The organism is Corynebacterium amycolatum, assembly GCF_016889425.1.
In the GTDB taxonomy this organism is placed as follows: Bacteria; Actinomycetota; Actinomycetes; order Mycobacteriales; family Mycobacteriaceae; genus Corynebacterium; species Corynebacterium amycolatum.
This window is the reverse complement of the sequence record NZ_CP069513.1, coordinates 146,309-159,726: the sequence shown is the minus strand read 5'-3', so window position 1 is coordinate 159,726 and position 13,418 is coordinate 146,309. Positions and strand designations below refer to the sequence as shown.

Below are 13,418 nucleotides of genomic sequence, written 5' to 3'. Positions count from 1 at the left end.
CGCTCGAAGTTGTCAAGGCCGTTATGGAGGTCAGGGCACAGAAAAAGCCCCACGCATCATGTGCATCAAATGCAACATGAGCGAGGGGCTATCGCCTGAAATCGGCGGGCAGTCTAGGTCAGCCTCGGCCAACCAGACCAGCCAGACCACCCAGGGGCAAGCAGTTAGTCCTACTTCTTCAAACCGTCGATAATCTCGTTGAACTCAGCGGACGGACGCATAACTGCGGAGGTCTTCTCATCGTCCAGCAGGAAGTAGCCACCCAGATCAGCTGGGGAACCCTGAGCATCAATCAGGGTCTTGGTGATGGACTCTTCCTTCTCCGTGAGGGCCTTAGCAACCGGTGCGAAAGCTTCCTTCAGCTCGGAGTTCTCGTCCTGCTTGGCCAGCTCCTGTGCCCAGTAGAGAGCCAGGTAGAAGTGGGAGCCGCGGTTGTCGATCTCGCCAGCCTTGCGGGAGGGCGACTTGCCCTCGTCGAGCAGGGTAGCGGTTGCCTTGTCCAGGGCCTCGGCCAGGACGCGCGGACGTGAGTCGTCGTCATCCTCAGCGGCATAGCGCAGGGACTCGGCCAGTGCCAGGAACTCACCCAGGGAATCCCAGCGCAGGTGGTTTTCTTCCTGAACCTGCTGGACGTGCTTCGGGGCGGAACCGCCTGCACCGGTCTCGAACAGACCGCCGCCGGCCATCAGCGGCACGACCGACAGCATCTTAGCGGAGGTGCCCAGCTCCATAATTGGGAACAGGTCGGTGAGGTAGTCACGCAGAACGTTACCGGTTACGGAAATGGTGTTCTCGCCGCGGCGGATGCGCTCGAGGGAGAACTTGGTGGCGGACACCGGATCCATGATGCGGATATCCAGACCCTCGGTGTCGTGATCTGCCAGGTACTCGTTGACCTTGCTGATCAGGTTGTTGTCGTGCGCACGCTGCGGGTCCAGCCAGAACACTGCAGGGTCACCAGTGATACGAGCGCGGTTAACGGCTAGCTTCACCCAGTCGCGGATTGGGGCGTCCTTGGTCTGGCAGGAGCGCCAGATGTCACCCTCGGCGACGTGGTGCTCAATCAGAACCTCGCCAGCGGAGTTGATGACCTGCAGGACACCGTCAACCGGAACCTGGAAAGTCTTGTCGTGGGAGCCGTACTCCTCAGCCTTCTGAGCCATCAGGCCGACGTTCGGGACAGATCCCATGGTTGCCGGGTCGAAAGCGCCATTGGCGCGGCAATCATCGATGACCGCTTGGTAGACGCCGGCGTAGGAAGAGTCCGGGATAACAGCGAGAGTGTCGCTCTCTTCGCCGCTCGGGCCCCAGCCCTTGCCGCCGTTGCGGATTAGTGCAGGCATGGAGGCGTCAACGATGACGTCGGACGGAACGTGGAGGTTGGTGATGCCCTTGTCGGAGTTCACCATGTAGAGGGCCGGGCCCTCCTTCAGGTCCTTTTCAATCGCGGACTTGACGGCTGCAGCGGTTGCGTCGTCAAGCTTGTGCAGGCCGTCGAGGATAGCGGCGAGGCCATAGTCCGGAGTCAGGTTGGCAGCGGCCAGCTTGGACTCGAACTTCGGGAAAACAGATGGCAGGAAGGCCTTGAGGACCTCGCCGAAAATCAGCGGGTCGGAGACCTTCATCATGGTGGCCTTCAGGTGGACGGAGAACAGGATGTTCTCGCGCTTTGCGCGACGGATCTGAGCGCGGAGGAAGTTGTCCAGGATGTGGACGTTCATGCCCGTGCCGTCAATAATCTCGCCCTTGAGGACCGGCATGTCCTTCTTCAGGGTGATGATATGGCCGTCGTTGGACTCGAGCTGGTAAGTCAGCTTGTCGTCTTCCGGCATGACAATGGACTTCTCATTGTGGCGGAAGTCGTTGGAGGCCATGGTGGCGACGTTGGTCTTGGAGTCTGCGGACCAAGCACCCATGCGGTGCGGGTGCTTGCGGGCGTAGTTCTTCACCGGCTCCGGAGCGCGGCGGTCGGAGTTACCCTCGCGCAGTACCGGGTTAACGGCAGAGCCCTTGACCTTGTCGAACTTTGCGCGGTCGGCGGTCTCCTCGTCGCCTTCCGGCTGCGACTTGTACTTCGGAATGTCGTAGCCCTTTTCCTGCAGCTCTGCGACAGCGCGCTTAATCTGCGGGACGGATGCAGAGATATTCGGCAGCTTGATGATGTTGGCGTCCGGCTCCTTGACCAGCTTGCCCAGGGCTGCCAGCGCATCTTCTACCTTCTGCTCGTCCGAAAGGCGCTCCGGGAACTGAGCCAGAATGCGGCCTGCGAGGGAGATGTCGCGGGTTTCAACATTGACACCAGCCTGGCTTGCAAATGCCTCCACGATTGGCTTCAGCGAGTAGCTCGCCAGCAGAGGGGCTTCGTCAGTACGGGTCCAAATAATTGTCGCCATAATTCATGTCTCCTATCTGTTTTGTTCCACGATAACCCAGTTTTGAATCTTGGGTTGTGTCGGGGCATAGCGCAAAAACAGTGATAGTGATATGAATAACGCAATTATGTGAGGTAAGTCACGAAATGCGTTTTTATTTGTCGCTTATTCACCGCTTTTCATTCCATTTTTCGCTTTACGACGGTCCCCGCGCTCAGGCCCCTCAAATACGAAAAACCGCGCTGGGGTGTCGTGCACGCCGGCGCGGTGGTTCAGGACAGCTTAGTTAGTTCTGCGTATTGTTCGGAGGATTGTTCTGGCCGAACTGGTAGCCCTGAATGTTCTGAGACTGGGGGTGCTGCGGCGCATATACCTGCCCCGGGGCTGACTGGGTAGTCCTGACCAGTTTCTGGCCGCGGAACCATGCGCGCATGTCCTTGAGGAACATAAGAACGCAAGCGGCGATCAGCATGGCACCTGCGAGGAAGAGGACTACATCCACCCAGGAGCTCAAGAACAGGAGGGGGATGATGGTCATAGTCAACGCCAGTGGTGCCACGGTGACGCAGAAAAAGATTGGTGCCGTTGAGTCTTCGCCGCGGAGAATGGAGTGAATCCAGTATGCGGTCAAGGTGACAAGCATCATTCCCAGCAGTAAAAGGATTGGAACGAGAACGAGGGCGGCTGCAGCGCCCATCATGTAGCCAATACCCTCCCAAGAATCACCCAACGATGACTCTAGGCTGCCGAGATTGTTGGCGCCCTGGATGCTGAGCTTGATTGCGTACAGAACTGTGATGATGCCAATCAAGGTTGAAAAACCGACCAGGCCGGTAGTAATTCGGGGAATGAGCGGCATGCGCTGCCACATGTTCTGCAGTGTGGCGTTTGCCGGCAGTGGCGGTACATCCGTGGTCACCGTGGTGGTTACCGTCGCAGGTCCGTTTTGAGTTGGGGCGGACCACTGTGCTTGTTGATTCTGCTGTGCCGATGACGGCTGCGACTGGGCTTGCTGGGCTTGCTGGGCTTGTGTCTGGAACGAGGATTCCTGCGCAGTGGGTACCGGGCGATTTGCCAGCCCGCGCAGCGTCGCGATGGTGATGGTGGCGTTCTCATCGGCCAGCAAAGCGTCGTATTCGCGACGACGTCCCTCATCGCCTAGCACTTGCAGCGCAGTGAGCTTCTCCTGGAACTCGCCGGAGTACTCCGAGACACCAGCATCCCGCAGTTCAGAGAGCTGACTAGAAAGGTTTGCATGGAGCTCTTCGGTGCTGGCTGCGCTATCCAGCTTCAGAGACTCGTAGAGGTTATAGCGGTCGCCCATAGCGGCTCAAGATCCTATCGGTATTGCAGTTCGAAATATCTTTTCAAACAATTTACCCGGTAGCTAGTACGGCAGCATCGAAGACCCGGAGCGCTCGATGGTAGGAAGTCCGTGGCGCTCGGAGGGCATTGGTAGCCCTCGGCAAACAATGCCGATTGCACAATGTATTAGAAGAACGTGAGTGAGTGACTACCGCCAATGGCTGTAGATGTTATTCCGCGCACAAATACCCGGGGAACAGACGGATTGAATAGCGAAATTTTTGTGTTGCGGAGTAGAGTCTCATTTTTCCCTTTCGACTCCCCTCGCGGTTTTGCGAGCCCGTCTTGGGTCGAAAATCGAGGGGAACTGAGAGCCCACCAACTGGCGTAAGAAGAGAAAAGGAGACGGTCGCAATGACGTCGTCAAGCGAAGTAACAACCCACAACGACGACCACAAACCGCGTGCACGTCGTGTGGGAGCGTTTAGCTCGCATCGCCGTCCTGTTCCGGTGCAGGACGACATCTCTGATCTACGCCGAATCTTGGTGATTGTGGCTCTGTCGGTCGGTGCATTCGGCATCGGCGTTACTGAGTTTGTGGCCATGGGCCTGCTGCCTTACATCGCTGACGCCTTCGGACGCGATGAGGATGCCGCGGGGCGCATGATTTCGATGTACGCCCTCGGTGTTGTCGTGGGCGCACCGCTGATTACCGTGCTGACCGGTTCGATTCCGCGCAGGCGCATGCTACTGCTGCTGATGGCGGCATTTACCATCGGCAATGGTGCCACGGTATGGGCAGGCACACTGGGGTCTTTCGAAGCTGTCATGGTCTCCCGCTTCATTGCCGGTTTGCCGCACGGTGCGTATTTCTCGGTGGCTGCTCTGGTGGCGGCCTCCCTGGCTAAGCCAGGGCAGCGTGGAAAGATGGTGGCCCTGTCGGGCGTGGGGCTGTCGGTGGCGACTGTGATAGGTGTGCCGGCCGCGCAGGTGCTGGGGCAGATGTACGGTTGGCGCAGTGCCTTCGCGTTTGTAGCGGTCATCGGCCTGATTGCACTTGTTTCGCTGTGGTTCGCTGTGCCGCATATGAACCGTATGCCGAAGACGCGTCCGATGGATGAGCTCTCCGCCCTGGTGACACCGCAGGTGCTGCTGACCGTCGCAATCGGCACCGTTGGTTTCGGCGGAATGTTCGCGGTCTACACCTATATCACTTGGACCATGACTCGCGAAGCGGGCATGAGCGAAAACCACATCTGGATTGTGCTGATGGCCTACGGCATCGGCATGGTAGTCGGTACCTACATTGGCGGATGGCTCTCCGACCGCATCGGGGAGTGGGGCATCATGGTTGCGCTGGTGCTGATGGTAATCATGCTCAGTGCTTTCTACTTCACCTCGCAGAATGCTGTGCTGGGCACGATCAACTTCCTCCTTATCGGTCTGCTGGGATCGGTATTGGTACCGAATCTGCAGACCCGTCTGATGGATGTCGCAGGTCGCGCACAGACGCTGGCGGCAGCTCTCAACCAGGCCGCATTGAACATGGCCAACGCATTCGGAGCCGCGCTCGGTGGTTGGGTCATCGCTTCCGGTTATGGCTACCGCGCACCGGCTTTGGGCGGCGCAACGTTGGCGATGCTGGCTATCTTCATCGCTCTGCCGACCATTGTTCTGTACCGCCGCTCACAGGCGAAGAAGTCCGAGCGCATCGAACTGCGCTAGAGGTCTACAAGGCGTAGCGTACGCATAGGTAACGTATGAGGGCATGAGCCTTACAATCGCGACAATCAATGTCAACGGCATCCGCGCCGCCGTCAAAGAGCGCAGCGAAACCAACCTCGGACTGTTGGAGTGGCTGAAGCACACCAGTTCCGATGTCGTTTTGCTGCAGGAAGTCCGCGCCACCGACGACCAGGCACGCAAGGCCCTCGCGCCCGCTTTCGATGCCGGATGGCATTGGGTCGGCGCTGAAAACCTGGGTGCCAAGGGGCGCGCCGGGGTGGGCATTCTCTCGCGCTTTCCGCTTAACGACGTCCAGGTGGGCATCGGCTCGGAGGAGTTCGAAGAATCCGGTCGGTTTATCAGTGGGGTTGCCCCGGCAGCGGATACCGGCCTGGATGCGGATGTCCAGATTGCCAGCCTCTACCTGCCGTCCGGTGCCGCGCTTAGTGAGAAGCAGGATGAGAAGTACCGCTTCCTCGATGCCTTCTCTGATTACCTGGCGGAACTGGGTGCCAAGGGGCGCGACGGTCACCACGCAGTTATCGGCGGCGACTGGAACATCTGTCACCGCGAACAGGATTTGAAGAACTGGAAGACCAACCGCCGCAAGAGCGGCTTCCTGCCACAGGAGCGCGCCTGGATGGACTCGGTCTTCGGCTGCTGGCCCGATGAGGTTCCCCAGGATTCGCAGGTTCAGGCCAGCGACAAGGAGCTGGAATCCGGTGCCTTCTCCGATGGTTCCGTGTGGGAGGCCCCGGCGCCCAATGCAGATCCGGTGTGGTTTGATGTCACCCGCCGTCTTCACCCAGAGGCCGACGGCCCTTGGTCCTGGTGGACCTACCGCGGTAAGGCGTTCGATACAGATGCCGGCTGGCGCATCGACTACCAGGCGGCAACCGAACCAATGCTCAAGCGTGCCGTCAGCTCGGTGGTGGACAAGCCTGCCGCCTACGATCTTCGCTGGACGGACCACGCGCCGGTGATCGTGGAGTACGCCTAGACTCGGCACGCGCCTAGGCCGCGGACTAGTATGCTCCGACTCCAGCGAATTCTGGGATCAACTCCGGCTCGGGAGCGGTTACGAGATGTCGGTTCTGCCGCAACATGGAGGCAATGCCGTCAACGATGGCGTCGGCCCATTTGTCCTGCATAGCCGGGTCGGCCAAATCGCGGGTGAGTTTTTCAGCGCCCACCGCTCCCAGCGATAGCGCAACCGTCGGCGCATGCGACCGCGAACTCTGGTTCACCGCCACTGCCGGCGCCAGACCGGTACGAAACTCTGTTGGCACCCCGTTTGTGCTGTAACTGCTGTGCGGATTGAAACCTCGGAACACCATTCCGTCACGCACACCTGCCGCCAGCTGCCAGTCAGCAGGGTCATCGTCCTTTGGCTCGAGGGACTCCACCACAGCGGATACCGAAAAACCACGATCGCCGATGTTATCCCCAGAAAGGGTCTGGTCCTCTGATGAGCGACCGACAATTACGGTGGCTGCGCTCTCCGTGCCGTCGGCAAGCGAATGCGCGCCAACGATTGCGCCGCGCTGACGGAGCTTCTCGTTGGCACGTTGCACGATGCTGTCGATGTGAGCGGAAGTATCCCCACTCAAACGCAGTGCGCGAGGCAGGTCAGCGTTGATAGTCTCGATGGCCCCGCGGCGAGAGTCGACGGTGATATGCGCGCCGGCGAGCGGATCGGCAGCCTCGTCGGGGGAGGGGATGATCGGCTGGCGCGGAGGCATCCACAGCGGATTGGGGCGCGCCGGGCGGTGTGGGGAACTGTTGACAACAGCGTGCAACTCTTCAGGTGAAAACATCTTGTTGACCGCGAAAATCATCACAGAACCGTCGTGATACACGGGCGTGAGCCCCGGCGCGTGCCATGCCCAGGAACGCATCGACAGCGCCTCCGTGCCATCCGTGTTCACACCTGGCGGAGAACTAATGATGTAATGCACGCCCAGTTTTTTCGCCATGGCATCGAATTCCGGATGTGAGCCCAGCAAGTCAACGTTTGTCGGCAGCTTCTTGCTTGCCTCGGCAGTTTTGTCGGAGAAGGAGAAATGGCGGAACAGCGTCGGCAGCCCAGCGATGGCGTACATCCACGCAGAACCGTCACGACGGTCATTGAGGATATGCCCCTCAAACGCATGCGGCTGCTCGGACAGCCAATCAATAGCTTCCATGTCCGCAGCGGTCACAAACGTGCTTCCGAAACTTCCACGAATTGCCTCGCGCTGAGCAGGCCCACTCACCCAGGTCGCAGGCACAATCGCCAGTGCCGCTACGAGCCCCATCGCCAGCGCAGGATTCCACGACTTGACCGGCTGATTTCGCTTTGCGACGATCCACTGCGCCGCAGCCACAATCGCGACAACGGCAGCCGCGACTGCGTAGCCGACCAGCACTGCGCGCAGAATTCCCATAACCGCCTGCATACGGTACGGCATGTCGTAGAAGAAAGTGCCAATAAACTTCAGATAGGTGCCGAACGGCTCATCCCAACGGGACTGCGCACTATCGGACACCACAAAGAGCAGCCCGAAAGCCAGTGCCGGCCACGGCGCCCACGGGCTGTCTGGTAGGCGAGAGACCAGCGCCACCACCAGGCCGATGAGCACAAGAACCAGAACAGTCTGGGAAAAGATGGGCTCGTCAGCATAGCGGGAAAACCCGATAAGAGTCCGCCACAGTGATTCGGAGCGGGAAATCTCAATTTGGCCGGTAAAGCCCGCAACGGATTCACCTTGCCCGCTAGCGGACAATGCTGCCGGGAGAGTCATCACCAGTGAGAGCGCTCCGATAATTAGTGTGCGAGCGAGGCCACTGACACTCGGTTGGGTGATCAACCACAAGCCAACAAAGAGCACAGCAGCAATTGCGCCGGCCGGGTGGGTGATAAACGTGCCGACCAGGGCAAGCGTAGCGGGGACAATATAGCCCCGCATGGTCAAAGCCGCAGCGATCGGCAAAGTGGCCACCGCGAGCAGATACGGCATGGAGGATGTGCGCCAAAGAGCCACCCAAATCTCCGGAAGCATCAGCGTCGCGACGGCAGCTGCGGGACCGGCATAGGCCGCCCACTTAGGGCCAACTGCGGTGCGGGCTAGCACCGCAGTTGCTGCGGGCAGAAGCAGCGCCGGGGCCAAGAACGCAAACACGTTGGAATCGAGGAAAACCGAGCCGGGCAGCAGCCCCGCCACGGCATGCCAGCCGGTGGGGTAGAACATTTCGGCTCCGGTCTCCTGATTCATCAGGTCACCGGCCGCGGTGGGCGAGGCTATTGCATGCTCGTCAATGAACCGGAGGAAGTTGGTATGCCAGAGCATATCCCAGGCCTCGCGGATAGCGCCGGGGCCACCGGGGACGTCGTTAAGCACGAGCATGGCGCGCATCGAGCCGACTACCGTGACCCCGGCGACAATCATCGCGGTGACAACGCCGGAATCGAAGCCGTCTTCGGGCGTTGCCCGGGGGATGAATCTGCGCACCAGATAGCCAATGGCACAGAACCATGCCCACATGCTGGCCACGAAGAGCCAGGTGTAATCCAGCCCAAGCGCGTGAGACGACCATGCGGAAAAACCGATCACACCCATCGTTAATGGGCCGGCAGATGCCAACGCGAGCGTGGGACGTAGCCCACTGACCCAACCGAGAACTGTGCCTGGGATCAGCAGGATGAAGACGGCAACCGCAATGGCAGCGAGCATGGGACTCCTGACGGATAAGAGAATTGAATTAGTCCAATAATACCTGTGGGTTAGTTCGGCACTTGGGACGCGAGCGCCTAAGATTTGAAGAAGGGCTGATGGGACTTCAGCTGCTGTAAAGCCCAAGCGCGAATTTGCGCGAGACTTGAAGCGAGCTCGGTGCGGACCCGGAAAGGAGAGGACATTCACAGTGAAAAACGGCGAGAGAGATAACAAGCGGCACCAGATGGCCGATTTGGAAGCCATCGCACGGAGCCTGCAGAACGATCCTGGTACTGCTGTCAATGTCCCGGTGGTCGTGACTTCCGGTGTCATCGTTGCGTTTATCGTGCTGTCTTTTGCCTACGCGTGGCCACTGTGGATTTCCCTCGGACTCATTGTTCTGCTGGGAGTCGTCATGGTCGTGTCCTACACCCGCAGGCCTCCCGTAGCTCCACTGGAGTTGACCCAGGGGGAGCGCGAGCGTGTTCGACGTGTTCTCTCTGAACACGGCATCCGCCCGGCTGTCACGCTGGTGCGCGCACTGTACCCCGAGGAATCGCCAGCCGCTGCAGCGCGAACCGTCAAATTGCTATCCGATCGAATGCTTGTGGAGCAAGGGTACAAGGGCCGTCAGGACTAGTTTTTGGTGGTCGCTTTCCCGGTAGTCGACGTCGATTTAAAGACCGGATATTAAGGATTGGCGTTCCTGTAAAGCCTGCGATGTCGTCGAAATGGGTACGTCGCCGACTCTCCACTATGAAGCTCGCGCTAAACTTATTGGCTATGAGTGAAAGCAAGGGTCCTGAAGCAACTAATCCTGCACCGAGTGCTCGTAAGCAGCGCGTTCTGTCCGGCATTCAGCCGACCGCAGATTCCTACCACCTGGGCAACTACCTGGGAGCATTGAAGAACTGGATTAATCTGCAGGATGACTTCGACGCTTACTACTTCATTCCAGACCTGCACGCCATCACTGTCGAGCAGAATCCGAAGGAGCTGCGTCAGCGCACTATCGCAGGTGCCGCACAGCTGATTGCACTTGGTATTGATCCGGAGAAGTCGGTGCTGTTCGTGCAGTCGCATGTGCCCGAGCACGCGGAGCTCGGATGGGTGCTGACCTGCTTGACTGGCTTTGGTGAAGCCAGCCGTATGACGCAGTTTAAGGACAAGTCCTCTCGTCAGGGCGCGGAACACACCTCCGCTGGTTTGTTTGCGTACCCGATGCTGATGGCCGCCGACATTCTGCTCTACCGCCCACAGCTGGTGCCGGTGGGCGAGGACCAACGCCAGCACCTCGAGCTGACGCGTAACCTGGCGCAGCGCTTCAACTCCCGCTACAAGAAAACGTTCGTTGTGCCGGATCCGCACATCATGGAAGGCTCCGCCAAGATTTATGACTTGCAGGGTCCGACCTCGAAGATGAGCAAGTCGGGTGCAAACCCGAAGGGCATTATTAATCTGTTGGACGACCCAAAGGTCTCTGCCAAGCGCATTCGCTCGGCCGTTACCGACAACGATGGCGAAATTCGTTTCGACCGTGAGAACAAGCCGGGCGTATCCAACCTGCTGGTCATTCAGTCGGCGTTGACCGACAAGCCTGTCGACGAGCTCGTTGCCGGCTACGAAGGCGCAGGCTACGGCCAGCTGAAGGCTGATACCGCAGATGCGCTGGAAGCATTCACCACGCCACTGCGTGCTCGCTATGAGGAGCTCATGGCTGATCGCGGTGAGTTGGAACGAATCCTGGCCGAAGGCGCTGACCGTGCCCGTGAAGTTGCCGCCAAGACACTTGCAGATGTGTACGAGCGCGTCGGGTTCCTGAAGGCTGCCAACCGTTAATCCAGCTGTAGACTCTGCGCTTCAGTCTCCGTACCGAAAGCTGGCACGTTAAGGTAGAGGACATGGCAACCTCTACTCAAAAAGATCCGAAGAGAACGGACCGCTATGGCATCGAGCGTGTACACGCCGATGAACCGAGCGCAATCGACCGCCTCCGCGAAAAGTGGACGTGGTTCGATCACATTATGCGGATGCAGGAGCGCTACTCTGAGCAGGGTGGCAACTTTTTTGCCGCCGCTGTCACGTACTTCTCCGTGCTGTCGATTTTCCCCCTTATCATGACGGCATTTGCCATCCTCGCGCTTGTGTTGCGTGGTAGTGAGCAACTGCTCGAGCAAATTCAGTCCGCTATCACAGACTCCATCGATGGGTCGATGGGCGACACCATCAACGCAATTATTGAAGGTGCGATCGATCAGGCCGGTGGCGTTTTCACCGTCGGTTTCATCGCCACCCTGTGGTCGGGTCTTAGTTGGATGAGCAACCTCTCCAACGCAGTGACACAGCTGTGGAAGCGCCCGCTAGGCGCTAGCAACTTCGTGATGGGAAAGGTTCGCGACCTGCTGCGTCTGCTGGGCATGCTGGTTATGATCCTGCTGACCTTCGCTGTCACCGCGGCCGGCTCTTCCGGACTGACACAGTCCCTGCTGGACAAGATTGGTCTGGCCCATGTCCCGGGAATCACAATAATCGCAGGATTGATTGCCATCGCCATTGGTCTCGTCGCCAACTGGCTGCTGTTCTTCTGGATGCTCGCTTTCCTGCCACGCGGGGGTGCCCCGTTCCGCTCTGCGGCAAAGGGCGCGATTATCGGTGCGATTGGCCTTGAGGTTGTCAAGCAGCTCGGTAGCGTTTTCTTCTCCAACGCCCTGTCGAACCCGGCCGGTGCAGTTTTCGGTCCGGTCATCGGTTTGATGGTCGTCTTCTACCTCATCTGGCGCATCACTATGTACGCCACTGCCTGGACCGCGACGACCGAAGAAGCGCTTGCCGACGAGGAGCTGGATGCGCCTGCTCCTGCTGTCATTAACGTCCGTGCGGAAGCGGCCAACCCGTCCGGATTGAACCGCCTGCTCGGTTCGAAATAATTAGCCGCGATCGCGTCTGCCGAAGCGGTAGGTGACCATCGCAATCAATGCGATGACACCTACGATGGCAGCGCTGACAGTAATTTTCAGCCCGGTTCCTGTTGACTCGTCGTCCAGGATATCGGGCAATTTTTCTACCAACGTATTCTCAGTCGCTTCCGCTTCGAGGACACCGACAGAGCTGTCCTGCGGGGCCGCGAAGCCGGCGTCGAGAAGCGATGCTGCCTGCTCCCAGGGGCGCGGTGAATCCTCCACAGTGGCGTCGAGGATGATGACGCCGAGACGACGGCCGTCGCGCTCAGCCACCCCAGCGAAGGTGTGACGGGCATCGTCGGTAAAACCGGTTTTGCCTCCAAGCGCGCCGGGATAGTCCTGGGCAATCAGCTGATTGTCGTTGGCGATTTCGAAGTCATCGACCTCGAGAGCTTTGTCTCCGGGGATGGTGGCCAGGCGGGTGGCCGAGAGTTTGCGATAGGTCTCATTGTTGAATGCGTGCTGGAAGAACAGTGACATGTCGTATGCCGACGTCATCTGGCCCGGGGCATCGAGACCAGTCGGGTTGACCACTCGCGTATCCGTCGCCCCCAATTTCTTTGCCAGGGCGTTGACCTTTTCGGTGGTCTTATCCATGCCACCAAGTTCGCGGGCCAACGCGTGGCCGGTGTCGTTGCCGGAGTTGAGCAACAGGCCAGTCAGGAGCGTTTCTACCGAGTAGTTCACGTCCTCGACGATGCCGACACGAGAGCCCTCCATGTTCGCGTCCTCGAATGTCGCTTTAACCGAGGTGTCGAGTTTCAAATCCTCGAGCGCCTCCATCGCCAGCAACACCTTAATAATCGATGCCGGACGGTAGCGGCCGTGCGGGTCCTTCGCCGCAAGGACATCGCCGGATTTCAAATCGAACACCGTCCATGCAGAGGCGGAGAGGTCTTTCGGGACGTCAAACCCCTCACCGCTGACAATGCCGCAGGCGGACATTTTGCTACCTCCAGTCGGTTTTTGGGGAACCGGAAGTGGAGGGGGAGATGTTTCGCCGGGAGCCGGAACCTCCGAGGAGTCCACTGGTGCTGGTGGGAGGGTCTTGTAGGGGCAGCCCTCCGTGTCACGGATGTCAGGTGCGGGGCCGACAATCGGAGTGTCGTCGGTAAGCGAGGTGCTCTGCGCCATGGCTGCGGGGGCAGTGCTCGGCAGAAGCAAAGCGCTGGTGGCTAGCAGCGTAACGGCAGACGAGTAGCGGCGAGAGGGAAACATGATGAAATAAGGGTAGTAAAACGTCACTCGGAATGACGTATTTCTCGTGTGTGGATGGGGGAAAACGGGGGAGGGAAAGCCTTTGTGCAAAGCAGAAATACGATTCCGCGGCAGTGAAGTAGAAGCGGAGGGCGCAGTACCGA

At 59.2% G+C, this 13,418-nt stretch carries 9 protein-coding genes; 5 read left to right on the top strand and 4 right to left on the bottom strand.

Going from position 1 to position 13,418, the window contains the following annotated elements; all coding sequences use genetic code 11:
* Positions 1–170: 170 nt before the first annotated feature.
* Positions 171–2,393, bottom strand: a complete 2,223-nt coding sequence (locus I6J19_RS00715; protein ID WP_038627773.1) for an NADP-dependent isocitrate dehydrogenase — start codon at positions 2,391–2,393, stop codon at positions 171–173.
* Positions 2,394–2,658: 265 nt separating this feature from the next.
* Positions 2,659–3,696: a hypothetical protein gene (locus tag I6J19_RS00710; protein ID WP_038627775.1), complete on the bottom strand. Its 1,038-nt coding sequence runs from the start codon at positions 3,694–3,696 to the stop codon at positions 2,659–2,661.
* Between the two features lie 395 nt (positions 3,697–4,091).
* On the opposite strand from I6J19_RS00710, the gene I6J19_RS00705 reads away from it, so the two are divergent.
* Positions 4,092–5,402: an MFS transporter gene (locus tag I6J19_RS00705; protein ID WP_038627777.1), complete on the top strand. Its 1,311-nt coding sequence runs from the start codon at positions 4,092–4,094 to the stop codon at positions 5,400–5,402.
* 43 nt (positions 5,403–5,445) lie between these two features.
* The gene (locus I6J19_RS00700) at positions 5,446–6,402 is read left to right on the top strand and encodes an exodeoxyribonuclease III (protein WP_038627780.1); all 957 of its coding nucleotides are present in this window, start codon (positions 5,446–5,448) and stop codon (positions 6,400–6,402) included.
* A 25-nt stretch (positions 6,403–6,427) separates the two neighbouring features.
* Here the strand turns inward: I6J19_RS00700 and I6J19_RS00695 are convergent, their stop codons facing one another.
* Entirely contained in the window at positions 6,428–9,115 is a 2,688-nt protein-coding gene (locus I6J19_RS00695) for a DUF6541 family protein (RefSeq protein WP_187402552.1), read from the bottom strand.
* Between the two features lie 190 nt (positions 9,116–9,305).
* On the opposite strand from I6J19_RS00695, the gene I6J19_RS00690 reads away from it, so the two are divergent.
* From I6J19_RS00690 to I6J19_RS00680, 3 genes are all read left to right on the top strand, one after another.
* Positions 9,306–9,737 carry a hypothetical protein gene (locus tag I6J19_RS00690; RefSeq protein WP_070560858.1) on the top strand — a complete coding sequence of 144 codons (432 nt, stop codon included), beginning with the start codon at positions 9,306–9,308 and terminating at the stop codon, positions 9,735–9,737.
* A 143-nt stretch (positions 9,738–9,880) separates the two neighbouring features.
* Positions 9,881–10,936 carry a tryptophan--tRNA ligase gene (gene trpS, locus I6J19_RS00685; protein WP_038627786.1) on the top strand — a complete coding sequence of 352 codons (1,056 nt, stop codon included), beginning with the start codon at positions 9,881–9,883 and terminating at the stop codon, positions 10,934–10,936.
* Between the two features lie 62 nt (positions 10,937–10,998).
* Positions 10,999–12,024 (top strand): YhjD/YihY/BrkB family envelope integrity protein, encoded by a 1,026-nt coding sequence (locus tag I6J19_RS00680; RefSeq protein WP_038627788.1) that lies wholly within the window; start codon positions 10,999–11,001, stop codon positions 12,022–12,024.
* Here the strand turns inward: I6J19_RS00680 and I6J19_RS00675 are convergent, their stop codons facing one another.
* A complete protein-coding gene (locus tag I6J19_RS00675) occupies positions 12,025–13,275 on the bottom strand; it encodes a D-alanyl-D-alanine carboxypeptidase family protein (protein WP_038629395.1) in 1,251 nt (416 codons plus the stop codon).
* Positions 13,276–13,418: the final 143 nt, after the last annotated feature.